At 32.0% G+C, this 25,091-nt stretch carries 26 protein-coding genes; 15 read left to right on the top strand and 11 right to left on the bottom strand.

Annotated features, from left to right (window positions below; translation table 11 throughout):
* Nucleotides 1–620 precede the first annotated feature (620 nt).
* From brnQ to K337_RS0109610, 3 genes are all read left to right on the top strand, one after another.
* Nucleotides 621–1,904 (top strand): branched-chain amino acid transport system II carrier protein, encoded by a 1,284-nt coding sequence (brnQ, locus tag K337_RS0109620; protein WP_028856424.1) that lies wholly within the window; start codon nt 621–623, stop codon nt 1,902–1,904.
* Nucleotides 1,905–2,025: 121 nt separating this feature from the next.
* Nucleotides 2,026–2,601: an outer membrane beta-barrel protein gene (locus K337_RS0109615; RefSeq protein WP_028856423.1), complete on the top strand. Its 576-nt coding sequence runs from the start codon at nt 2,026–2,028 to the stop codon at nt 2,599–2,601.
* 9 nt (nt 2,602–2,610) lie between these two features.
* A complete protein-coding gene (locus tag K337_RS0109610) occupies nt 2,611–3,516 on the top strand; it encodes a YdcF family protein (RefSeq protein WP_028856422.1) in 906 nt (301 codons plus the stop codon).
* Between the two features lie 50 nt (nt 3,517–3,566).
* Here the strand turns inward: K337_RS0109610 and K337_RS0109605 are convergent, their stop codons facing one another.
* Both K337_RS0109605 and K337_RS0109600 read right to left on the bottom strand, forming a co-directional pair.
* Nucleotides 3,567–4,253: a YwaF family protein gene (locus K337_RS0109605; RefSeq protein ID WP_028856421.1), complete on the bottom strand. Its 687-nt coding sequence runs from the start codon at nt 4,251–4,253 to the stop codon at nt 3,567–3,569.
* A complete protein-coding gene (locus tag K337_RS0109600; protein WP_028856420.1) occupies nt 4,254–5,036 on the bottom strand; it encodes a ribonuclease H family protein in 783 nt (260 codons plus the stop codon).
* 133 nt (nt 5,037–5,169) lie between these two features.
* Between K337_RS0109600 and K337_RS18165 the strand changes: the two genes are divergently transcribed.
* The 10 genes from K337_RS18165 to K337_RS0109550 all read left to right on the top strand — a co-directional run bounded on the left by K337_RS18165 (nt 5,170) and on the right by K337_RS0109550 (nt 13,019).
* On the top strand, nt 5,170–5,871 hold the full coding sequence (locus K337_RS18165; protein WP_051251701.1) for a DUF547 domain-containing protein: 702 nt from the start codon (nt 5,170–5,172) through the stop codon (nt 5,869–5,871).
* A gap of 107 nt (nt 5,872–5,978) precedes the next feature.
* Nucleotides 5,979–6,188, top strand: coding sequence for a 50S ribosomal protein L31 (rpmE, locus tag K337_RS0109590; protein WP_028856419.1), 210 nt, complete (start codon nt 5,979–5,981; stop codon nt 6,186–6,188).
* Between the two features lie 72 nt (nt 6,189–6,260).
* Nucleotides 6,261–6,884, top strand: a complete 624-nt coding sequence (gene upp / locus K337_RS0109585; RefSeq protein WP_028856418.1) for a uracil phosphoribosyltransferase — start codon at nt 6,261–6,263, stop codon at nt 6,882–6,884.
* A 260-nt stretch (nt 6,885–7,144) separates the two neighbouring features.
* The gene (locus tag K337_RS0109580) at nt 7,145–7,729 is read left to right on the top strand and encodes an FMN-dependent NADH-azoreductase (RefSeq protein ID WP_028856417.1); all 585 of its coding nucleotides are present in this window, start codon (nt 7,145–7,147) and stop codon (nt 7,727–7,729) included.
* A gap of 46 nt (nt 7,730–7,775) precedes the next feature.
* A complete protein-coding gene (locus tag K337_RS0109575; RefSeq protein WP_156877354.1) occupies nt 7,776–8,741 on the top strand; it encodes a hypothetical protein in 966 nt (321 codons plus the stop codon).
* Entirely contained in the window at nt 8,701–9,189 is a 489-nt protein-coding gene (locus K337_RS19200; RefSeq protein ID WP_051251700.1) for a DUF2147 domain-containing protein, read from the top strand. The genes K337_RS0109575 and K337_RS19200 overlap by 41 nt, the downstream gene beginning before the upstream one ends.
* On the top strand, nt 9,176–9,781 hold the full coding sequence (locus K337_RS18155; RefSeq protein ID WP_051251699.1) for a class I SAM-dependent methyltransferase: 606 nt from the start codon (nt 9,176–9,178) through the stop codon (nt 9,779–9,781). Before K337_RS19200 ends, K337_RS18155 begins: the two co-directional genes overlap by 14 nt.
* Nucleotides 9,782–9,925: 144 nt before the next feature.
* Nucleotides 9,926–10,558, top strand: coding sequence for an NUDIX hydrolase (locus K337_RS0109560; protein ID WP_028856415.1), 633 nt, complete (start codon nt 9,926–9,928; stop codon nt 10,556–10,558).
* Between the two features lie 66 nt (nt 10,559–10,624).
* A complete protein-coding gene (locus K337_RS0109555; RefSeq protein ID WP_037029308.1) occupies nt 10,625–11,872 on the top strand; it encodes an exopolysaccharide biosynthesis polyprenyl glycosylphosphotransferase in 1,248 nt (415 codons plus the stop codon).
* A 1-nt stretch (nt 11,873) separates the two neighbouring features.
* Nucleotides 11,874–13,019 (top strand): glycosyltransferase family 4 protein, encoded by a 1,146-nt coding sequence (locus K337_RS0109550; RefSeq protein WP_028856413.1) that lies wholly within the window; start codon nt 11,874–11,876, stop codon nt 13,017–13,019.
* 108 nt (nt 13,020–13,127) lie between these two features.
* Here K337_RS0109550 and K337_RS0109545 read toward each other — a convergent pair whose 3' ends face one another.
* The gene (locus K337_RS0109545; RefSeq protein ID WP_028856412.1) at nt 13,128–14,597 is read right to left on the bottom strand and encodes an amino acid permease; all 1,470 of its coding nucleotides are present in this window, start codon (nt 14,595–14,597) and stop codon (nt 13,128–13,130) included.
* Between the two features lie 534 nt (nt 14,598–15,131).
* Here K337_RS0109545 and K337_RS0109540 point away from each other — a divergent pair.
* Both K337_RS0109540 and K337_RS0109535 read left to right on the top strand, forming a co-directional pair.
* A complete protein-coding gene (locus tag K337_RS0109540) occupies nt 15,132–15,905 on the top strand; it encodes a tRNA 2-thiocytidine biosynthesis TtcA family protein (protein WP_037029680.1) in 774 nt (257 codons plus the stop codon).
* Between the two features lie 42 nt (nt 15,906–15,947).
* A complete protein-coding gene (locus K337_RS0109535; RefSeq protein WP_084140844.1) occupies nt 15,948–16,892 on the top strand; it encodes a tRNA 2-thiocytidine biosynthesis TtcA family protein in 945 nt (314 codons plus the stop codon).
* Nucleotides 16,893–16,945: 53 nt separating this feature from the next.
* Here the strand turns inward: K337_RS0109535 and K337_RS0109530 are convergent, their stop codons facing one another.
* The 8 genes from K337_RS0109530 to K337_RS18150 form a co-directional block, all read right to left on the bottom strand.
* Complete coding sequence (locus K337_RS0109530) at nt 16,946–17,614, bottom strand: deoxynucleoside kinase (RefSeq protein WP_028856409.1); 669 nt, start codon at nt 17,612–17,614, stop codon at nt 16,946–16,948.
* Between the two features lie 30 nt (nt 17,615–17,644).
* Nucleotides 17,645–18,238, bottom strand: a complete 594-nt coding sequence (gene ruvA, locus K337_RS0109525; RefSeq protein WP_028856408.1) for a Holliday junction branch migration protein RuvA — start codon at nt 18,236–18,238, stop codon at nt 17,645–17,647.
* Nucleotides 18,239–18,284: 46 nt separating this feature from the next.
* Nucleotides 18,285–19,190 (bottom strand): RluA family pseudouridine synthase, encoded by a 906-nt coding sequence (locus K337_RS0109520; protein WP_245584880.1) that lies wholly within the window; start codon nt 19,188–19,190, stop codon nt 18,285–18,287.
* A gap of 171 nt (nt 19,191–19,361) precedes the next feature.
* Nucleotides 19,362–20,822 (bottom strand): TrkH family potassium uptake protein, encoded by a 1,461-nt coding sequence (locus K337_RS0109515; RefSeq protein ID WP_028856406.1) that lies wholly within the window; start codon nt 20,820–20,822, stop codon nt 19,362–19,364.
* A complete protein-coding gene (gene trkA / locus K337_RS0109510; RefSeq protein ID WP_028856405.1) occupies nt 20,819–22,195 on the bottom strand; it encodes a Trk system potassium transporter TrkA in 1,377 nt (458 codons plus the stop codon). Before trkA ends, K337_RS0109515 begins: the two co-directional genes overlap by 4 nt.
* 218 nt (nt 22,196–22,413) lie before the next feature.
* The gene (gene cdd / locus K337_RS0109505) at nt 22,414–22,809 is read right to left on the bottom strand and encodes a cytidine deaminase (protein ID WP_028856404.1); all 396 of its coding nucleotides are present in this window, start codon (nt 22,807–22,809) and stop codon (nt 22,414–22,416) included.
* 164 nt (nt 22,810–22,973) lie between these two features.
* A complete protein-coding gene (gene deoD / locus K337_RS0109500) occupies nt 22,974–23,672 on the bottom strand; it encodes a purine-nucleoside phosphorylase (RefSeq protein WP_028856403.1) in 699 nt (232 codons plus the stop codon).
* 80 nt (nt 23,673–23,752) lie between these two features.
* Complete coding sequence (locus tag K337_RS18150) at nt 23,753–25,006, bottom strand: phosphopentomutase (RefSeq protein ID WP_051251698.1); 1,254 nt, start codon at nt 25,004–25,006, stop codon at nt 23,753–23,755.
* Nucleotides 25,007–25,091 lie beyond the last annotated feature (85 nt).

The following is a 25,091-nucleotide window of genomic DNA, read 5'->3' as shown; positions in this document are numbered from 1 at the left end:
GAATAACTCTCAACAGTTACCTGTTATTTGTTAATAAATCTTTTTTCTTTTTTACTACAACTAGTTGGTTTATCATATTGCTACTTGCTACTTGCTACTTGCTACTTGCTACTTACTACTTACTACTTACTACTTACTACTTACTACTTACTACTTACTACTTACTACTTACTACTTACTACTTATTCTATTACCCTTGCTATTTTCAAAATACATTTTAACAAAAAAACTTTAACTTCTAATAATGATAATCTAATGACCGACATTAACCAAAATTAAATTAACTTTTTGAAACTATCAACTATCTATCTTATTACAGTAATACACTAAAAAAAATGAAAAGTCAAATTTTTTTTAAAAAAGTTTTAAAAGTATCACTTATTTGATACTTATTTCACTATTATACTTTTTATGCTTGACTTTTTTTGATTCTTAGAATATAATCGATTTGAAAAGGCACAAATGAACTAAAAAAAAACAGAAACAGGCAACTGTAGAACACAATATAAGGAAATTAAACTTGGAGGTGAACCTTAAATAAAATTATCAAAACAAGATAAAACATCAGAAATAGATAATTATTTCGTCGGTTAATACTAAATTTAAGGATGGTGGATAAAATGAAAAAAAATAAATTAGATTGGTTAGTTATAGGGTTAGCATTATTTTCAATGTTTTTTGGAGCAGGAAATTTAATATTTCCTCCAAGTATAGGATTAGCAATGGGTGAAAATTGGTTAGTTTCAGCAATGGGATTTGCATTTACCGGGATAGGACTTCCTGTATTAGGAGTACTGACAATGAACAAGGTTGGAAGCTTTGAAAACTTTGCAGGGAAGGTATCGAAACCATTTTTTACAATGTATTCACTACTTTTAATGGCGTCTGTTGTATTCACAAATACTCCAAGAACAGCAGCTACAGCGTATGAATTAGGACTATTACCAAATCTTGGAAGTTTTCATATAAGCCCAATAATAATATCAATAGTGTTCTTTGCAGTAACTCTGTACATGTCATTGAATCCTTCTAGAGCGATAGATCAAGTAGGGAAGTTTCTAACTCCTACAATAGTAACGATTGTATTATCTATGATCGTTCTTGGTATAACTAATAAGGTTGCTGCTCCAGGAGCTTCCCATGTTCAGGTAAATTCATTTGGATTTGGATTTTCTCAAGGGTATCAAACAATGGATGGTATCATGGCAGGATTATTCAGTATGGTTATATTAGCTAACTTAACTGCAAGGGGATATACATCTAAAAATGAAAGAGCATCCCTTATAAAAAGAGCAAGTATAGTAACAGGTACAGGACTTTCTATAATATATCTTGGACTATTTTATTTAGGTGCGACAGGAAATCAATATTTCCCAGCTGATATTTCTAGACCAGAACTAGTATCTAATTTTGTAAATATATTTTTAGGACAGTATGGAAACTTAATATTTGGAATATGTGTAATAGCAGCATGCCTTTCAACAGCAGTAGCACTAACTATGGTTGTATCGGAGTTTTTCTCAAAGACTTATAATATGGATTATAAAAAAGTAGCTGTAGTTTCTTGTGTACTATCAGCATTTATGGCTAACTTTGGAGTGGATAAGATAGTTGTGATAGCATCTCCAATCTTAGGAATACTATATCCAATAACAATAGTTTTAATATTCTTAGGGATATTAGGAATTAATTCTATAGCAATCAGACGTAGTTGTGTAGGAGTATCTGGAATCTTAGCTGTTTTACAAATAGTAGTAGACAATACAGAGATCGGAGCAATAGAAAGTATCTATAGAGCTATTCCGTTATCTAGCCAAGGATTTGTGTGGGTAGTACCGACAGTAGCAGCAGGGCTTCTAACATATATATTGATGAAAGATGCTAGAGAACTTGCAAGAGCATAAAGAAAAGAACCTTTGGGTTCTTTTTTTGTTTAGAGGAAAATAAGAGTTATGGTAGAATAAATTGGATAGGAGTACATTTGTAGTAAAATTATGAGATATTTTAAGAAAGTGAGGAGATATTATGAAGAAATTATACGTATTGATGTTTTTTATATATTCTATTGTGAGTCTGGCAGAGGATACAGATAAGATAGAATTTAGGGTAGGGGGAAATTTAGCAGGAAAATACAAGGAGGTTAATACGACCAATTTTAAGAACGATAGCGAGCCTCAGGGAATAGGATATGAATTTATTGTAGAATTAGTTCATGAGCCTATCCCGAATTTGATAACTGGTTTAGGAACAGGGTATCAAAGGGAGGGTGAAATAAGGATAGAGGGGAAAAATTACAAAATAATCGATACTATACCTATCTATGCAACTGTAAAATATAGGTTTAATGAAACGGGAATATATAAGCCGTATATAAAATTAAATTTAGGTGCATCTATTCCTTATACCAGGTCGGACTTAGACAGGAGTGGTGTTAAAGCAGAAACAGGATTCTATTATTCTCTGGGAGGAGGAATAGAATATGAAAATATGATAATTGATCTCAGTTATCAGTATAATGGAAATAAATTGGATGGGGATTATGATGGTAAGGTAGAATTTTCTAGATTAACATTGGGTATAGGGTACAGGCTGGATATATAGGAGGCTGTTATGATAGATTATCGGGATAAGATAGATAATATAACAAATCTATATAAAATATATGACTATGAGATGTTTCTTTATCAATTGAGAGAAAAGATCTTGGATGAACAATTCAGGGAAATATTTAATGAGATTAGGTGGGCAAGGGAGATTAGAAAACTGGGATCACCTATACCTAAAGAGCTTCTCAACATGTTGGAGAAATTAAAGGAAAGGATAGTTAATTACTATATAGAATACCTAAAAACCAATAGGGAAATAGAAGAGATAGAAGACCCGGATCTGATTATTGGTTTAGGATGCAGTAATGGACTGGGATTTTTGGATAAAAGGGTAGAGGTCTTAGGGAAATTAATAGAAAAATTTCCCAAAGCTAAAATTCTGCTTTCTGGAGGAGGAATGGGGGTTTTAAAGACCGAGGCCTTAGAGATGCTGGAGAAATTAAAAAAAAATTATAAGATGGATGATAAACTTGTGATTTTGGAGGAGGATTCCCTGGATACCTTGGGAAATATTGTTTTTTCAAAACTCCTCTTAAAAAAAATGAATATATTATGCAATATAAAGAAAATAATCGTAGTAACATCTCCATTTCATGTAATTAGGGTCCATTCTTTATTTAGCAGGGTTTTTCCAAAGGAAGTATCTTTTGAGATTAGAGGTCATGATTACTATCTAAATAAAGTTAGTAGTGATGTAATTACTAGAAAAATTGTTGAAAATGAGATAAAATCTCTCTACAGATCTGATAGGATATTTAATATAGTTAATTTGAAGGAGGAGAAAAAAACTGGTTTTGAAGTGGATGAAACCAGTCTTTTCTATCAAATGCTCCTATATCATGACCTTTATAGGAATAGAAGGGATATTTTGAGAAAATATTATAGATGTTTGGAGACCTATAAGATCTAAATTTTTTCTGTGGGAGATAAATTTTGGTAAGAAATAAAAAACACTAAAAACTACAGAGTTTTTAGTGTTTTTTTTCTAAATGGCAGATACATCAGAGTAAATAATATTATCATAACTACTTCTAAAGAAATTATATAATATGGCCAAGGGCCTAAAAAATCCATAGGACTTGAGATTGGCTTATTTTTTAAAAACATATAGTTTGTATTCAATAAAAAATTAAGTGGGAAAAGTATCAGCATTATTCCATTTATATAAATATATGATTTTTTTAAAGCATTAAAAGTAATAGTAAACTTAAAGTATTTTAAACCGTAAAATACAGCAAAATAAATATAGTAATGTGTTACAAAAAAACTAATATTTGAGTAATTTGGAAAGGCAATCCTGATATCTGGTGTCATAATTGCTAAGATAGCTCCGATACTCCAAAAATATACAAGATTAAAGATCTTATTGGATCTAAAGATCATCATAAAAGCTGCTAAAACTAAGGTGTAATTACACATATTAAATGGTAAAAGGTTGGTAAAGGGTTCCTTGAAAACAATGTATCTATAGATCAATTCGATAGTTTTTTCTATTAAGATAAAATACCCAGAAATTTTGGCAAATTTATCTATATCAAGTTTAAATATTTTTGGCAGGGATAGTGCTAAAATAGCTAAGCTGCCATAACCGAAAATATAAAAAAAGTGTTCTATACTGAATAATGTAAATTCTCTGATTGTAATCACCTACCTATGAAATCCTAGATCTGAAGGATTTATATCTCCCGATACATGGGCAATATGTCCTCCTGATTTTTCAAACTCTTTTCGAAGTTTTACTACTTTTTTAGCCAATTCGACAGTATCAGTACTTAAATTTTCTGCTTTTATTCTACCTTTTGACCAATATTCAATGATTAATTTACTGTCTCCATAGATGTTTTTTTCCCCTTCTTTTAGAGCAATATTTAACGCGATATAACATCCTAAGAGTTCACCAAAGTTATTGGTGCTCCCTGGTTTAGTAAGGTAGTTGTCAAATTGATTGATCTTTTCCTGAGGGACAAAATGATGGAGGATGGAGTTCCCGTACTTGTCAGTGACTCTGACTTCAGTACCGATACCACGACCGGTTCCAGCATCAAAATATATCCCTAAAGGTAATTTCTCCTGGATCATCTCTTTGGTTTCATAGATTCCTCCATTTGCTATCCACTTTTCAGCTTCCTTTCGGTTTTTAAATGACTTATAACGGACGTTTCCGCCACGAGTAAGGGTCTTACATTCATCCCAATCGTTGGTGATTACACCGGTATTTGAATGGGTATAAAAGCAGGCATAAAATTTATCTAATTTTTTTTCATAGTTTCCCCCTGCACCTAACCACTTTTCCGCTTCTAATTTGGTTACAAATCCTTTATATCTTGCTTTTTTTCCTTTGACTCTCTTTTGGCATTCTGGCCAAGATGTCAGTATACCGGTTTCATTTATATTTTCAATTACATATGCATAAAATTTGTTCTTTGCCATTATTATCTCCTATTTTTAATTTTCTACTTTCAGCTATTATACCATTATATTATAAAATCAAAAAAATAAAATTAAAAAGGAAAATAAAAATATCTATAGAAAAAAGTAGATAAGAAAATTTGGAGGTGAAAAGGTGAAAAAAATATTGATTATGTTTTTTATTGTGACAAGTCTGGCTATGGGAGATTATTTGGATACCTGGGATGAACTCCTTCAAAAATATACATCTATTGGAGAAAGTGGTGGAACAATTTTGGTGGTAGTAGATTACAGGGGATTAAAGCAAGATATTAAATTTGAAAAATTATTAGAAGAGGTAAGGAAGGTGGAGATAAAAAAAATAAAAGGAGATGAGTTAAAGGCATTTTGGATAAATACCTATAATATAGGGGCGGTTAAGACCATAGTGGATAACTATCCCATAGAGGGGATCAAAGATGCGGGCTCGTTGTTTAAATCGGTTTGGAGTAGAGAGGTTATAGAGGTAGAAGGTAAACTCTATTCTTTGGGGGAGATAGAAAATGAAATTTTGAGAAAGACCGGGGATGAACTTATTCATTTTGCAATAGTATGTGCATCGATATCATGCCCAGATCTAAAGAGAACTGCCTATCGTGGAGGAAATTTAGAAAAACAGCTTTTGGAACAAAAGCTAAAATTTTTAGATGAAAAAAATAAAGGGGTTTATACAGTGGGAGATACTATATATATATCTAAAATTTTTAAATGGTATAAAAGCGATTTTGGAAATATAAGGAAATATCTAGATATTTCTCCAGATAAAAAAATAAAATATCTGGACTATAATTGGGAATTAAATGAGATGAATCAATAAAAATTTGTCAAGTAGATTAAATTTACAAAAACACTTGAATTTATGTGGTTTTTCTGATATAATTACTCTCGTGAATAAAAAATTTTTTATAAAGGAAGGTGACTAGAATGAAAAAAGGTATTCATCCTGATTATCACTTAATTAACGTTGAGTGTTCATGTGGAAACAAATTTGAAACTAGATCAACATATACAAAAGAAACTTTAAATGTAGCTGTTTGTTCTGAGTGTCATCCATTCTATACAGGTAAGGCGAAATTCGTTGATGCTGCTGGTAGAGTAGATAAGTTTAACAAAAGATACAACCTTAAGAAATAATAAAAGTAGGACTTTTTTTAAAGTCCTATTTTTTTAGGAAAAAATAAGTGTAAAAAAATTAGGAGGAAAAAAATGTCAGTAATAGAAATTAATCACCCATTAGTACAACATAAATTAACTTTACTTAGAAATAAAGACGCAGAAACAAAATTATTTAGAGAAACTTTAACGGAAATAACAGGGTTAATGACTTATGAAGCTACAAAGGACTTTAAATTAAAGGATGTAGAGGTTGAAACTCCTATAATGAAGACAACAGCTAAAGTATTAGCTGACAAGGTAGCTGTAGTTCCTATCTTAAGAGCTGGATTAGGAATGGTAGAAGGTGTTACTACATTTATCCCAACGGCTAAAATAGGGCATATAGGGGTATACAGAGATGAAGAAACATTACAACCAGTATACTACTACTGTAAATTACCAGAAAATATAGCTGATATGAAAGTTTTATTAGTAGATCCTATGCTTGCAACTGGTGGATCAGCAATCTACTCAATCGATTACCTTAAAGAAGCAGGTGTAAAAGATATTTCATTTATGTGTATCATAGCAGCTCCTGAAGGGATCGCAAAAGTAATCGAAAAGCATCCTGATGTAGATATCTTTGTAGGAAAGATGGATCAAGGATTAGATGAAAATTCATATATCTATCCAGGATTAGGAGATTGTGGAGATAGAATATTTGGAACTAAGTAATAAAAATTAGTGATTAATAGAAAAATAAAATAACATAATTTTAAAGGATTTCCCTTAAGGGAAATCCTTTTTTTTTAAGTTTTTATTATGAAAATTAACAATACTGGTGTTATAATGACTTTGGTATAGATATTATTATTTAGAAATATATAATATCAAAACAAATTGAAGTGATTTAAAAGAAGAAGAAAGCTTTCATTAAATTTTCATTAATGCAGGTTATCATAAAATATATTAAAAAATAATAAGGGAGAGACTAGATGAAAGTATTGTATATAAAAGCAAGTCCAAAACCGAAAGACAAGTCAGTTTCCCATAGAATTGCAGAAGCATTTATAGAGGAATATAAAAAAAATAATCCAAAGGACGAAATAACAGAATTAAACCTTCATGATGAGGGATGTCCATATGTAGATTATAAGATCCTATGTGATTCATTTGAAGGAAAGGGGCTTATGGTAGAAACTGCAAATAAATTTGTGGAATATGATAAATTTATAATTAGCTCTCCCATGTGGAACCTTTCAATACCAGCGATTTTAAAATCTTATATAGATCTTATCACTGTAAAAGGAATTACTTTTGAATATAGCAGGTTAGGAATTCCAAGAGGCCTTGCAAAGGGAAAAAAAGCATTTTATTTAGGATCTAGAGGAGGGGGGTATCCGTTCCCACTTTCCTTGATTGCATTTGATATGAGATATATAAAATATATCTTTAGGTTTATAGGGATAAAAAACTTTAAAAGTTTTATCCTTGAAAACGTAGACAAATCCCCAGAAAAAACAAAACAAAATTTTGAAAAAAGCCTAGAAAAAGTCAGGAAATTGGCAAGAAGATTTTAATTTAAAAAGAATAGGATGGTAATAGATGTATACGACTGGTAAATTTATGAAACAACTTTTAAAATCAAATAAGATGTACAACACAGTGGTCAAAGAAATAAGGAAAGACCTCTCTGAACTATCTTTTTTTGATAAAATAGAGGTAAAGGAAGAAAATTTAAAAGAGAATTTTAAAAAGAATTTTTTCTCTGTATTCATGCTGAGTTTAATAGAGTTTTTAGAAGCTGAAAGGGAAGATATAGTTAAATATGGAAAATGTTTATTCTATCTTAGAGGAATAATAACCTGTACAGACAATATTATAGATGATGAGAGTAAGGGAGTTATATTTTTAAATGGGATAGAGGAGAAAACGACGGAAAATACCCTCTTGACCCTAGTACTCCAGAAAAATCTAGAAAAAATTATCTCTGAATTAGATGAAAAAAATACAGGAATAAGCAGCAGAGTACTTGAAAGTATATATTTGATAGCTAAAAGTGAGGGGATGAGAGATCGGTCTATATATGAAAACTATCCAGGTTATAATTTTATTTCCCATGAGACCCATAGCGGAATTGGAGGAGAGTTGTTAAAAATAGGTGTTCTGGTTCCACTATATAGGGAAAAAAATGATAAATTTAAGGATATATCAAAGGCACTATATAGTTTAGGGATGTCCTTACAGGGATTGGATGATCTCTGTGATATGGGGGAGGATTTTTCTGCTAAAAAGATAAACTTAGCCACTTCATTTTTCATGGATAGATTAAAAATAGATGAGGAGAGTGCTGCTAGTTTGGATATCTTAAATACACCTGTTACAGGGGAATATTTACAGAAAATCATGAGTTATTCTATGAAAAGTTTTAATATATTGGAGGAGATCGGTTATCCAATCAATAAAAAATTAGGGATGAAATTACTATTTCATCTATTTAAGATAAGGGGATTAGAAGACCTTTGGAGTATTTATAAAGAGGAGGAAGAAAATGAGAAAAATGATTTTGGGATTTATGCTTTTAATAACTAGTTTAACCTTTGCTCAAGAAGGATATACAGGGTATTGGATGATGCCGGAAGGGAAATTTATCATCCATATTCAAAAAACTGGAAACGATGAATATATAGGTCAGGTTGCCTGGCTGAAAGATCTGTATTATCCTAAGGGAGATAAGATGGAAGGGATAGAGCAATATGATAGGAACAATCCCGATAAAACTATGAGGAGAGAGAGCAGAAAAGTTATGGGGCTGCCAGTTGTAGGAGAACTATTTGAAAAAGATGGTAAATTAGAAGATGGATGGATCTATGATTCTTGGAATGGGAAGATGTACCATGGAAGTGCTAAATTATTGGATGAAAATACTCTAAAGCTGAGAGGATCTTTTGATAAATGGGGGATTCTAGGATTGAGTCAAAAGGCTAAAAGGGTAGTGGATCTGAAAAAATACGGGATACTAACCGATGAAAAAAAATAATTATAGTGAAAGATCTAAGATTTTTTTTAATAGAGTTGCAGATACTAACTATGGCAATTCGGAAAAATTAGACAGGTATATCTTAAAAAATATAGTTATAGATGATGAAACAACTGTTCTTGATTTAGGTTGTGGTGATGGAAGGTTTTTACAAAAATTAAGAAGTTTGAATTCAAATAATATTCTCTATGGGCTGGATATATCTCAAAAAATGCTGGAGATAGGTAGGTCTAAAAATATAGAAAAATGTGAGTTTAGTCTTGGGGACAGCAGTTATTTACCTTATAGTGATGGAAGTGTAGATTTAATAGTCTGCCTGAATTCATTTCATCATTATTCGACTCCCAATTTGACTCTAAAGGAGATAAAAAGAGTTTTAAGTTCAGATGGAAGGGTAGTAATAGGGGATATATTTACCCTGCCGATTATCAGAGAGATGATTAATTTATATCTGCCATACAGCAGAAGTGGAGATTATAAGATGTATTCTAAGAAAAGTTTAGATAAAATTTTTAGTGTAGAAGGATTTAAAAATCAAAACTTTTCTATAGTATCTCCTTGGCTATTTGTTTCAGAATATAAAAAGAAATAAGAAAAATCATCCTCAATTGGATGATTTTTTTGATAAACTATTAATTTTTTTAGTGGGAAATAATATTTTTTTTAATATAGTAATAAGTATAGAATGGTGATATACTTTAAACATTAATTTTTTTTAATATATAGGGGGATTACAATGGATAGGGAAAGGATACGGGAAAAATTAAATGATGGGATAATAGGAAGAGAAAAAAATTTTAATAGTGCAGTACTTGCTAGTATTATAGAGATAGACGGAAAGTATAATTTTATTTTGGAAAAAAGATCGAAAAACATAAGGCAAGGTGGAGAGATAAGTTTCCCCGGAGGAGGATGGGAAGAAACAGATAAAAATTTTGAGGAAACGGCTATAAGGGAAACTGTAGAAGAACTGGGAATACTCTCTAAAAATATAGAGATACTGGGGAAATTGGGGACTCTGATAATTCCTGCCGGTGTATTGATAGAGGTATATGTAGGTGAGATCCTATGCAGGATAGAAGATTTAAATATAAATCTAGAAGAAGTGGATGAAATTTTGATAATTCCCATAGATTATTTTAGAAATAATCCTCCTAAGCTTGAAAAAATAACTGTACAGATGCATCCCCACTATGAAATAGACGGAAAAAGAGTAGAATTCCCAGCTAAATATTATAATTTACCTGAAAAATATCACAAACCTTGGAATGGAAGGGAGAGAGAGGTATATATATATGAATATCATGGAGGAGCTATTTGGGGAATTACAGCAGATATAATCTACGAAATTATAAATAAAATAATTTAATAGATAGGAAAAAGTATTTAATGTTCGTAAATTATTGAGGTAAAATAAAAATAAAGGCGGTAAAATATGATAAATGAAATAAAAGTACTGACAACAATAAAATTTTTGCTCTACTTGGTGTTGCTGGGAGTATTTCGAAATGGGATGACCGATGCAGTAGTAATAGATATAGTAGTTACAATGGTTATCTACTATCTCTTCAACAGTTATTTTATAGAGAGGGATATAGACAAACTACTGGTGATTGCATTTGTTAATATAATCAACTTCATAATAACAATAAATAGTTTACCCCTAACGATAGGGATAACTATCTATAGCTTGATGTTTTTATATCAAATTTTGAGTAATAAATTTCTAAAAAAACATCTAAAACAGGAAAAGTCTATCCTTATAATTGGGGAAACAGAAAAAAAACCTGAAGCACTAAAACTGATAGAGGAGAGCGATGATTATAAGGGGGTTCATCATTTTTTCAAAGATGATCTAACCCTATTTGATGAAAAAAACTTCATGAAATTTATAAAGGAAAAAAAAATCCATGAGATTTTGGTATTGGATAAAGATTTGAAAAATCAAGTGGTAACAAATATATTGAATGTAAAGGTTACAGGGATTAAAATTTATAATTATTATGAGTTTTTTGAGTATATAAGAGGACAGCTTCATCTAGAAGAGTTAGATGAGAAAAAACTCTTATTTGACCATGGGTTTGGTGTCTATCATAATCAATTTCAAAAACAATTAAAGAGAACTGTAGATATAATTTTAGCTATATCAGTGGCTATAGTAGTAGCTCCAATTGTAGTGGTAGCCGCACTGATTGTAAAGCTGGAATCTAGAGGGCCTGTATTATTTAAGCAGGATAGGGTAGGAGAGGGAAATAAGGTTTTTAAGATGATTAAATTTCGTTCAATGAAACTGCATGATGAAAATGCCCACTCAAAATATGCAGGGAAGACTGATTCTAGAATAACTAACTTTGGAAAGATAATGAGAAAAACCAGGATAGATGAACTGCCTCAACTTTGGAATGTTATAAAGGGAGAGATGAGTTTTGTAGGTCCGCGGGCTGAGTGGGTTAAGTTAGCTAATGAATATGAAAAAAATATTTCTTTTTTCCCGCTTCGACATACAGTCAGACCAGGGCTGACTGGCTGGGCTCAAGTAAACTATCCATATGGGGCTTCAGAAGATGATATGAAAAAAAAATTGATGTACGATCTTTATTATGTAAAACATCAGACTGCAGGGATAGATCTAGTGATCTTATTAAAAACTGCTGGTGTAGTATTTTTAGGGAAGGGGCAATAATATGAATAAAAAAAAGGGAACAGGTGGGAAAAAAAAGATAGGAATGGTAGTAAATGAAGCTTGGAATATGTATAACTTTAGAGGTGGTTTGATAAAAAAGTTGATACTGGAGGGGTATGAAGTTGTAGTGATTGCTCCGACAGATAAGTTTGACGAAAAATTAAAGAGTTTAGGAGCTAAAGTAGTAGATGTTCAGATAAATTCCAAGGGAACTAATCCAATGGAAGATTTGAAATTGATATTTAGCCTCCGTAAAATATATAAGAGGGAAAAATTAGACATAGTTTTTAACTATACTATAAAACCAATAATCTATGGAACTATTGCGGCTAAACTTGCAAAAGTCATACCCATAGCCGTGACAACGGGTCTCGGATATGCGTTTATAAAGGAGGGAAAAGTAACCAAGGTAGTTGAAAAATTATACAGGTTTTCTCTCAGGTTTGCCAAAGAAGTCTGGTTCTTAAATGAAAATGATAAGAAGGTATTTTTAGAAAGAAAATTAGTGGATTCAGATAAAACATTTGTTTTAAATGGAGAGGGAATTGATACCGACTATTTTAAACCTCTGAAAGAAACAGGATCAGACCGTAAAATAAAGTTTTTGATGATAGCCAGAGCCCTCTGGGATAAGGGAGTAAAGGAATATTGTGAAGCAGCTCAAATTATAAAATCTAAACACAGGGATAAGGAGATAGAATTTCTATTTTTAGGAAAGGTAGGAGTACCGAATCCATCAGCTGTTCCTAAGGAATATATAGAAAAATATCATAATGAAGGGATAATTAACTATCTAGGAGTGGTAGATGATGTAAGTGAAATAATTGAAGAATCATCTTGCTTTGTGTTGCCTTCGTATAGGGAAGGAATTTCTAGAGTGATAATGGAAAATGCATCTATGGGGAAACCTATAATAGCGACTGATGTTCCTGGATGTCGTGAATTGGTGGATGATGGGAAAACTGGATATCTTTGCACACCTGGGGAGTCTAAAGATCTGGCTCAAAAATTGGAGTGGTTTATAAATCTGCCTGAGGAAAGAAGGGAAAAAGCAGGAAGGTTAGGGAGACAGAAGATGATAGATGAATTCTCTGAAAAAATGGTAGTAGAGGTCTACTCAGATAAATTAAAAAAATGGCTTAATTAATCTTTAGGTTTAAAACTAAAATAACCAAGCTGAGTTTATGTAAACTCAGTTTGGTTATTTTTTATTATATATAAAAGTGCCTATCTGGATGCAACGTTACGTAGCTTTTTATGCTTGCATCTCAGTATTTAAAGCTTCTTCTAATTTATTTTCTTTCTTTGCAATCTTAGGAAGGATAAACCCTAGACCTACTAAAACCACAGGTGTTAAAATATTTAGAGTGATTTGGAAAAACCATTCAGATGAAAATAATACAAGACCCTTTGGGAAAACTCCCATTAAACAAGCAAAGGCTGTAAAAGCAAAACACCAAGCTCCTACAAGGTAGGCAACTTTATCATTTTTTATAAAGATGTAATCACTGTTTTTAGATATATCTTTGTTCCTCTTAAATCCTCTAAGTGCCATATAAGCTAGGAATACCCATAAATATCTAAGAGGCATAACTATAGAGTTAAGATCTAGCAGCCAGTTATATAATGTATTCATATTTCCAATCCCAATAGCAGGAATTATTATCAGGATACTTACCAGAATACCTGTTAATTTATATCCATTAATTGGAGCTCCGTGTTTATTTAGTTTAGCAAATGATTTTGGAATAAAGTTTCTGTCTGCATCTCCTATAAGGATCTTAAGAGGGGCATCTATAGAAAACATAAGAGCTGATATTTGAGCTAATGTATTTGCTATTGCAAATAGTATGATTAAGAAATTCCCAACACCATAATATTCTCCTAATAATTTAAATGCATAATATTGTCCATTCATCTTTAAATCAGCAGGGATGAGATCACTATTAAACATCATTCCCATAGCTACCGAACCTAAAAGTGCAGAAATTCCTACCATGATAGCCAAGGCTAACATTCCCTTAGGGAAGTTTTTAGAAGGGTTTTTAATTTCTTTTACATAGGGAGATAATTTTTCACACCCTCCTACAGCAAACACTAACATTGAGATAGTAGTGAAATACTTAAAATCAAATGAAGGCATAAGTGTAGATGCGTCCCATGTTGTAGTAGCCGATTTAAGGTCTACAAGAGATGGGGCTGCCAGCATCATTAGAATATATAAGATTCCCATGATAAACATAGCTGTTCCTGCCAATGCTCCAATTCTTTTTAAAGAAGTGACACCACGGGAAGCGATCCAAAGAAAAATTATAAAAATGACTAAAACAATAGATTGTAATAAGATAGGATTTACACCTTTAACTAAATCACCGTCTTGAAAAAATACCCAGCTGAGAGCTACTAATATACTCTGTGGTTTTTGAGCTAAATAAGGTACATGCACTACCCAGTATGTCCATCCTGCAAAGTATGCTAACATTGGTCCATATGTAGAACCTATCCAACTAGAGACTCCTCCACTCTTATCCTTGAAAGCAGAACCCATCTCTCCAACCATCAATGCATAGGGAATAAAATATAATGATAATATCAATATCCATGAAACAACAACTGCTAACCCTTGATTAGCATAGTTATTTACTACATTCCCAAATCCCCAAACAACTGTAAATCCCATTAAGGCTAACATTTTCCAACTTGTTTTCTTACTACTACTGTCCATTTATATCTCCTTTTGTAAGTAATTTGTGCTATATAAATATCCTATCATGATGAATTATAATAATAAAAATATATTATTTAAATGATTTAGTTATTTTAATCAAGTTTTAAGAATCTTTATAATTTATCCGTTAAAATCGTATTTCTTTTCTAGTATCAAATTTGATAAAAGTTGTATATAAAGAAACTTTTTCCAATTGAAAATAATAACAATATATTCAATATATGTAATTCAATAAAAAAACTTAATAAAACTATTTAAAAAATTAAATTTTTTTATTAAATCTTTCCTAATCTAGTCAACTTTTAGAGGGTGTGATATAATAGAAGTAAATATAATTAGAAATTAAACCTCAATTTTCTTTGGGATCAGACAAAAAAATCAATGATTGTTATTTTGATTTTTTCTGATTTTAGAGAGTTAACGAAAAGATGAGATTTTTAAATTACCGATGGAGGAAGAATTTTGAATAAAAATTGTGAGATATTAGATGTGGAAAATACAGATTTAAATGGATTTGAGAGTCGTGGAAAGATGGCAACTGACAGCTTGAGAAAAACTTATAGAAAAGAAATATGGAGGAAGTTTGTCAAGGCTATAAAGGATTTTGATTTGATTGAAGATGGGGACAAGATAGCTGTAGGAGTATCAGGAGGAAAGGATAGTCTACTACTTTGTAAATTACTTCAGGAATTAGCCAAGGATAGAACTAAAAATTTTGAGCTTAAATTTATCTCTATGAATCCGGGGTTTGGATCTATGGATATAGAGCAGTTTAAAAAAAACTTAGAGGAATTAGAGATCCCATGTGAGATTTTTGATGCCAATGTCTGGGAAGTAGCCTTTGAAGAAAATCCGGAAAGCCCGTGTTTTTTATGTGCAAAAATGAGAAGGGGAGTACTATATAAAAAAGTAGAGGAATTAGGTTGTAATAAATTAGCCCTAGGACATCATTTTGACGATGTAATCGAAACTAGTTTGATAAATATGTTTTATGCTGGAACTATAAAAACTATGATCCCCAAGGTAAGTTCTACCAGTGGAAAACTATCTATAATCAGACCTTTAGTCTATGTGAAGGAAGCTAATATAATAAACTTTACTAAATGGAATGGGATAAAACCAATGAGCTGTGGCTGTCCTGTAGAAGGGGAAAAAACTGATTCTAAAAGAGCAGAACTGAAAAAATTATTGGAGACTTTAGAAGCTACAAATCCAAATATAAAGCAGAGTATATTTAATTCCATGAAAAATATAAACTTAGATTATGTGTTTGGTTATACAAGGGGAAATAAGAAGGATAAGTAGAAATTGAAAGGGTATTACCTAAAAAGCAGATGAGGAGTCAGAATGAAAATAGAAAGAATTGAAGATTTAGATAATTTAAAATATGAAAACTTTAGGTTTCAAATTATAGAGGATGAACTGATTATAAAAAATATTGGGGAAAACTATGAGATAAAGTTTCCTTTAAATGAAAAAAGAAGGGTAAAAACAGCTGAATCCATAGAAAAACTTACAGGTTTAAAATTAAGATTTTCAAAGTTAGATGGAAGGGAGGTTACATCTTATATTGAATCTAAGGGGTTTAATAAAAGTATCTGGAGTCTGGCTGGAAAGGCTATGTGTGACTATAATATGGTTGAAGAGGGAGACAGGATAGCGGTAGGAGTATCAGGAGGAAAGGACAGTCTTACCCTTCTAAATGTATTAGTTCGTGTAAAGATGATAACCAGAGTGAACTTTGAGATAATCCCTATTCATATCCACCCTAAGCAAAAAAGCATTGCAACAAATGAAATTGAAGACTATTGTAAATCTTTAGGGTTAGAACTGATCGTAGAAGAAACTAATTTAGAGGATATCTTATTTGGAAAGGATAAGATGAAAAATCCTTGTTTTATGTGTGGACGTATGAGAAGGGGAATCCTCTATAGAATGATGAAGGAAAAAAATATCAATAAATTAGCCTTGGGGCATCATAAAGACGATATTATTGAAACATTTTTATTGAATACCTTTTATCAGGGAAACTTAGGAGTAATGAAACCTAGATATATGTCAAAGGAACATGGGGTAGAGGTTATAAGACCTATGGCGTATATAGAGGAAAGTACCATAATTAAGTATGCTCGTAGGATAAAATTGCCGATATTAAAATCTGAATGTGAATATGAGACAAGTAAAGATTCCAAGAGGTTAGAAGTAAAGGAAATGATTGAAGAGCTGAGTAAAAAAAGTGAAAATATCAGAAGTGTAATTTTAAATAGTATAAAGCCGTTATTGGCAGATTAAATAAAAAAGAGGTATTTTCTAGTTATAGAAAATACCTCTTTTAAAATTACTATTTATTTTGAGTTGATTTCATCTAATCTTGCTTTAACTGTATCTATAAACCATTTCCTGTCCTGGGGATTTTCTTTTATATCTACATTATCCACATTGATTCTCAAGATGTTTGAAAGATTATAAGAGTTGAAATAACTTTCATAATTTTGATTCAAACTTTCCCAATAAGTCCTAGGAACAACCTTTTCGTAGTCTCTACCTCTTCTAGAGATCTTTTCAATAGCACCTTCTACAGATGACTCTAGATAGATCATTAGTTTAGGAGGAGAAAGATGTTCTAGCATATTATAAAGTAATTCTTCATAGAGTTCAAACTCTTCAGGAGTCATATCTCCATCTTCCATAAGCATCCTAGCAAAGATTACGTCACCATAGATACTCCTGTCCATAACACAACCATCTAATAAGTTAGCTTCCTTTATCATCTTAAATCTCTTGTTCAAGAAAAATATTTGAAGAGGAAAACTATATCTTTTTTTATCATAGTAGAATTTATCCAAAATAGGGTTATTTAAGACAGGTTCTTCAAATAATGAAATTCCTAATTCTTTAGCTAAAATATCCCCTAGAGTACTCTTTCCAGCTCCTACAACACCATCAATACAAATAATTCCGTTCATGTCATCTCCATTTAATTTAGTTTTTTTAAAATATTCATTATAATACATAATTTCCTCACAAAATTTATTAATATAAAATTATTTACTTATCTTTCTTAAGATATCTTTTATAGCCATTTCTATAGTGTCATATGATTCTATATCCTTAGAAGTGACAAATTTATCGATATCTTTTTTAGAATATCCAAGAGCACCTAAAGCCAGGTAGATATCTTCTTCTAACTGAGCCTTGATACTACCAGTACCAGTATCAATATTGTCTACAAGTTGAAGATTTTTCATCTTATCTTTCACATCAACTATTAGTTTTTGAGATTTTTTAGCTCCTAATTTAGGAACCTTAGTAAGTAATTTTGTGTCCTCATTGGCAATTATCTGTTTTAGATCGTTAATAGTGAATGTAGATAGGATGGCCAAACCAAGGGACATCCCTATTCCATTTACATTGATAAGGATCTCAAAGAAATCTCTTTCTCTCTCCTCAGCAAATCCAATTAACTTAAACATATCTTCCTTTACATGATTGTAGATATACAGTCTTGTAGTTTCATCTAGTTTAATTTTATCTAAAGTTTGAAGGGATACAAATACCTTGTAACCTAAACCATTTACATCTATGGCAACATAACCCATTTTTTTTATGGTGATCTTACCATCTAAATATTCAAACATTTTAACCTCCTGTAAGTTAGGATAGAGATATAAGAAAAGAGTTTGATTATCTCTTTCTCATTCTTTTAAACACTTTTTCAAAACTAGCAGGGATCTTAGTTTCAAACTTATATTCTTTTCCTGTTATTGGATGAATAAACTCTAATACTCTAGCATGTAATCCCATTCTTTTGATTGGATTTCCATCAGCACCATACTTTTTATCTCCTACAATTGGATGCTTTAGGTCTTGCATATGTACTCTGATTTGGTTTTTTCTTCCAGTCTCAAGGGATGCCTCTAGTAGTGTGAAGTTATTAGTTTTTTTGATAACTTCATAATTTGTGATGGCTTTTTTTCCACCGTTATCTGTTTTACTTGAGTAAACTACAAATGCAGTATTCTCTTTTAACCAAGATGTGATAGTTCCCTTATCATCTTTAATTTTTCCCTCTACTAATACAGAGTATTTTCTGCTGACAATATATTTCTTCCAGTCACTTTGTAAAAGCTGTTGAGCTTCGGCGGTTTTAGCGAACATCATTATTCCAGAGGTATTTCTATCTAATCTGTGAACGATAAAGATCTTATTCTTAGGATTACTTGATTTAACATGATCCTTCAATTTATTATAGGCAGTATTTTCATCTCTGCCACCAGTAGATACTGACAGGATACCTGCATCTTTATTTGCAACGATGATATTATCATCTTCAAATAAGATTTGAACTCCCTGCATCTTCTTTACATCTCTATCCTTATTCCAGTTAATTTTAACCTCTTGACCAACTGCTAAAACATGATTAAACTGACTGACAATTTGGCTGTCTACAGTTATTTGACCATGGGTAAGCAATGATTTTAAGTTATTTTTACTCTTTCCTTGTAGGTGGAAAGTTAAAAATTCCATTAACTCCATTTTTTCCTTTACTTTTAATATTGTATCTCTTTTTATTTTCATATTTTTTTTCAAAATAAATCTCCTTGTCTTACATTTTTTTATTTACCTATAATTATATCATTTTATCAATAGTTTAGCCATGAAATTTTAAGAATATAAAAATGCTGATGATTTCCACCAGCATTTTTATATTCTTATTTATTTTTTATTTATAGTCACATAAGAGCGTCTATTAGGAACAGTCTATCTCTTTCTAAATATCATAGAATAAATTAATATTAAAACTGAATATATCTCCAGTCTACCTAAAAGCATACAAAAGATAAGGACTCCCTTGCTGTATGGATCAAAGAATCCAAAGTTTTCAATAGCTCCTACTCGAGCTAGCCCTGGTCCAATATTTCCAAGACAAGAGATAGCAGCAGTAAAACTTGTGATAATATCATATCCCATTCCCGCCAGGAAAAGTGTAGATCCAGCAAAGATAAATACGAATAATATTGAAAATCCCAAGACATTTCTAACTACGTGATTCTCCACATGTTCCTCTCCTACTCTCAGGGAGAAAAATGCTCTAGGATGTGCTAATTTTTTTATTTCATTGTATAGGTGTTTAAATAGTATTAATATTCTAATTTGTTTCATTCCGCCCCCTGTAGATCCGGCACAACCACCAAAGAACATAAGTGCCACCAAGAGAAGGGCAGAAAATGAAGGCCATAGGTTAAAATCGGCAGTCATAAATCCAGTTGTGGTAGTAATAGATACCACTTGAAATGCAGAATCAAGGAGTGCACGACCATAATTTACGGTATATTTTTCTATTCCAGAAGAAAAATATATATTCAACGAGATTAGGATAGTTGTAATAGTAATTACCGCTGTATAAAATCTCAGTTCACTGTCTTTAAGAAAATCTCTAAATCTTCCCTTGATAAGGTAAAAATGAAGTGCAAAGTTAACTCCAGCTAAAAACATAAATACAGTTATAACTATCTCTATATAAACACTGTTAAAACCTGATACAGAGGTATTTAATGTAGAAAAACCGCCTGTAGCTACAGTAGCAAACGAATGGTTAACAGCTGTGTAAAGATCCATTCCGCCAAACATCAAAAATATAGTTTCAATAATAGTAAGACCGATATAGATGAGCCACAATATCTTAGCAGTGTCCTTTATTTTAGGACTCAACCTATCTTTTGTAGGTCCTGGAACTTCTGCATTGTAAAGCTGCCCAGGAGCGATTCCAAACATAGGTAAGATAGCGATGGTGAATAAAACTATTCCCATTCCACCCAGCCAATGAGTCAATGATCTCCAAAACAATAACCCTCTGGGAATAGATTCAATATCGGATAAGATAGTAGAACCAGTAGTAGTAAATCCTGACATTGCTTCGAAAACACAGTTTATATACGGCCCAAAGGAACCATGAAAAAAATATGGCAGGCCTCCAAAGAGAGCGGCCAAAATCCAGCCCAATGAAACACTTGCAAATCCTTCTTTAGCTTTAAATTTTTTATCCGATTTAAATATAAATATAAAAGCTAATCCGGTAATTAAAGTTATTGCAATAGAAAGAGCTATAGCCCCTAGATCTCCTCCACTATAATGAAATGAGATCATAAGAGGAAAGGTCATCATAATTCCTAAGATAAGTAAAAGATAACCCTGTACTTTTATTATTAAGCTCCAGTTCATCTTCTACCTCCAAATTTTGGGGCAGTAAACATCTTTTCTACCTCATATATTGCCTCTGGAAGTAAGAATACAATGACTTTATCTCCCATTTTTATTAGATCATTTCCAGTAGGGATGATAACGTTATTGTCTCTGATTATCACACCAATTATGGATTTTTTAGGGAAATTAATATCCTTTATAGGAGTATCTAGGATAGGTGAATTTTGGGTAACATTTATACCTATTGTCTCTGCATCAATCTCTGTAAATGGAGAGACTGAGAAAAGGTCAGTTTTTCTAGTATATTTTAAGATATCTCCAATTGTAAGTGCATGGGGAGAAAATACAGTATCGATGGGATCAAGGTTGTTGATCAAGTTTACGATAGAGCTGTTTTTTACCATACACATAGTTTTAGAAGCACCGTATTTTTTTGCTGTAAATGCCGATAAGATATTATATTCATCGTTATCACTCATACTGATTACACAAGAATCTTCTATAGAGACTTCATCCATCAAGTGGGAATCAGTAGCCGATCCATTCATGACTAGGACATTATCTAATAGGAAACTTAATTTTTTACATCTGAATTTATCCTCTTCAATGATTGTGATGTTCTTTTTTGATTTATTGAGAGCCTTAGAAAGTTCGATGGCATGCTTAGTTCCGCCAACAATAATTATATTTTTTAAATTCATAGGGCTGGAAAAATGTTCTTCAACTATATTTTTCACAATGTTTGTCTTACCGACTAAATATAATTTATCTTTAGGATAGATTACATCCTGCCCCTTTGGAACGATAACTTTCCCTTCTCTTTGTATGGCTACTAACCTAACTTTGGAAAAGATATTATCTTTTGAAGAAATTTCAGAGATAGGTATTCCCTTATGTTTGAAATCTCTTTTAACTTTAACCCCTACTAGTTGAGCCATATTGTCTGCGTAGTTCATGATTTCAAATATATTTGGATTATTCATAAGTTCCATAATTTTTGCAACAGTAATTTCTAGCGGCTTTATAATAGTTTCTATACCAAAATCATTAGGAGAAAGATATTTCTCATTAAAATACTGGTAATAACTGTCGATCTTACAAGTTATAGAGATGTTATTTTTACAGCATTTTTTAACAATACTGCAAGCGATAAGGTTATCCCCGTCACTGTTTGTAACTGCGATAAAAGAATCGGCACTTAAGATGTTTGCCTCAATAAGGGTATTGATATTAGTTGCATCTCCCTGTATGATCATGGCATCCAACTTACTTTGTAATGTTCTGATTAATTGTGGATCTTTTTCTAAAATTGTAACGTCGTGGTTTTCATAGATAAGTTTCTCGGCGATCTTTACTCCGACATCTCCCCCACCAGCAATAACTATTTTCATTTCATTCCTCCAGTATATATATGTACATAATGTTTTTAAGTGTGACATAAATAATAATTTCAATCATTTATTATATAGTCATTTTTGATTACTGTCAATAATATCAATATTTAAAGGATTATTGATGAGCTCATAAACGTCATATAATGTTGAAAAAAATTAAGTACAAAAAAATCTCCGCGAAAAGCGAAGAATTTTAATGTTTTTTTATTAATCACCTATAATCTGAATCCATAGGGGAAAAGGTCGGTAAATTTGACTACTTTATATTCTTTTTTCATGTTTGCCATTATGACAATGGTATCTTCAGTAGAAAATTCATTTATAACTTGTCTGCAGGCACCACATGGTGAGATAGGACCCTCTGTCTCTCCTACAACAGCTATAACTTTAATCTTCTTCAGCCCTTTGGAAACAGCGTGGAAGATAGCGTTTCTTTCGCCGCACATAGATAACCCATAAGAGGAGTTTTCTACGTTACACCCTGAATAGTGGTTACCTCTATCGTCGATTAGAGCAGCTCCTACCTTAAAATTTGAAAACTTTGCATATGCACCTTCACGAGCTACGATAGCTTCGTCGATTAATTCTAATATCTCTTTTTCATTTAACATACTCTCACCTCTTTTTTTATTGTCTAAGAAATTATAAATTTAAATTATGTATAACTGGATACAACGTCATGTTGCCCAAGGGTATCAAAAGGCACACCAGATGGTATGCCCTTTGTATTATAACATATAATTTTATTTTTTATGTGTGCAGAGTCACTCTATTTTTATAAAGTACCCAGTGCTATTTCGATCATTCCACCAAAAGTAGTTTGTCTTTCAGCAGAGGTAGTTTCCTCTCCAGTCACCAAATGATCAGAGATAGTAAGTAGAGTAAGAGCTTTTACTCCGTGTTTAGCTGCTACAGTATATAGACCAGCTGTTTCCATCTCTACACATAGTACACCATATGATGCCCATTTTTTATAGTCATCGAAGTTATCTCCGTAAAATTCATCTGAAGTAAATACATTCCCAGCTTTTACTTTGATATCTTTTTCCTCAGCAGATTTGATAGCCTTCATCATTAGATCAAAATCAGCTGTAGGGGCATAGTCTGCACCATTAAACCTGATTCTGTTTAATCCTGAATTTGTAGAAGCTGACATAGCTAAAACGATATCTCTTACTTTAATATCTTCTCTATAAGATCCGGCAGACCCTACTCTGATTAAGTTTTTTACTCCAAAATCTTTAATTAATTCATTTACATAGATAGAGATAGACGGAACACCCATACCAGTTCCCTGAACAGATACTCTTTTTCCCTTATAAGTACCAGTATATCCATACATTCCTCTAACTTCATTATAACACACTACATCTTCTAAAAATGTGTCAGCGATCCATTTTGCTCTAAGTGGATCTCCTGGTAGTAATACTGTTTCTGCGATATCACCTTTTTTTGCGTTAATATGTATACTCATCTTCTATTTCCTCCTAATTTTGTGCTCTTTCCTTCTTATGTTTTCTCTCTGAGAAAACATAAGAAGGAGGAGTTTTATTTTTATTTACATTTGCATTTATGATTTTTTCCATGATTATGGTGACCATTATCACAACATTTAAATAGATCTTTAGCAAAACTAGTTCCAGGAAGTTCATTTGAATCTAAGATCAGCTCTTCGATAGTGGAAGCTATATCGGCAAATGACTCTCTGTCTCCTAAGTTTACTCCTTTTTTTAATCCGTGTCCATATGTAAGAACAGGAATATATTCCCTGGTATGATCTGTTCCTTCATATGTAGGATCGCATCCATGATCGGCAGTTAATATCAGAAGATCTCCTTCTTTCATAGCATCTACAATCTCAGGTAATTTATTGTCAAATTCTTCTAGTGCTTCTTTGTATCCTTCTGGATTTCTTCTGTGTCCAAAATTCATGTCGAAGTCAACTAAGTTTGTAAAAATAAGTCCCTTAGTATCCTCTTTGATGGCTTTTATAGTCTTATGAATACCATCCATGTTATCAAGGTTTGTTCCACGAGTATCGGTTACTCCTGCACCTGCAAAGATATCATTTGTTTTTCCAACAGCGACTACATCTAAACCTTTATCTTTAATCTTATCTAAAAGTGTAGCTTTTGGTGGAACTACTGAATAGTCATGTCTGTTAGGAGTTCTTGCATAGTTTCCTACGCCGTCTCCAAGATAAGGTCTTGCAATTACTCTAGCTACAGGAGCCATCTCATCGCATATTTCTAATGCTATTTCACACGCTTTATACAGCTCTGCCAGAGGAATATCTTCTTCGTGGGCTGCTATCTGAAGTACAGGGTCAGCTGAAGTATAAACTATCCAAGCTCCAGTTTCTTTTTGTTCAACTCCATAATCATCTAGAACTTTAGTCCCTGAATATGGCATGTTGCAAAGAACTTTTCTTCCTGTTCTTTTCTCTAATTCATCCAAAACTTCCTTTGAAAATCCATTTGGATACGTTGGGAAAGGTGTTTCATTGATAATTCCAGCAATTTCCCAATGACCTGTTGTAGTATCTTTTCCTTTAGAAGCTTCTTTTGCTTTTCCATAAGCTCCAAATGATTTACCACTACAACAATCTGTAGTTTCAGCTACTCCTTTTATATCTGTTAAGTTTCCTAGACCTAATCGTTCCATATTAGGTAGACTAATACCACCTGTAGAACTTGCAATATGACCAAAGGTATTTGCCCCTGCATCTCCATAATCTTTAGCATCAGGTAATTCTCCTACACCAGCACTATCAAGTACGATGATTATAGCTCTATCTATGTTTTTCATAACTACCTCCCTGTATTTTTATACTTTTAATCATTCTATAACGATTAATCTATGATATATAGGACAAATGTCTTTGTTTCTTTAA

This window comes from Psychrilyobacter atlanticus DSM 19335 (assembly GCF_000426625.1).
In the GTDB taxonomy this organism is placed as follows: domain Bacteria; phylum Fusobacteriota; class Fusobacteriia; order Fusobacteriales; family Fusobacteriaceae; genus Psychrilyobacter; species Psychrilyobacter atlanticus.
This window is presented reverse-complemented; position numbering and strand designations above follow the sequence as displayed.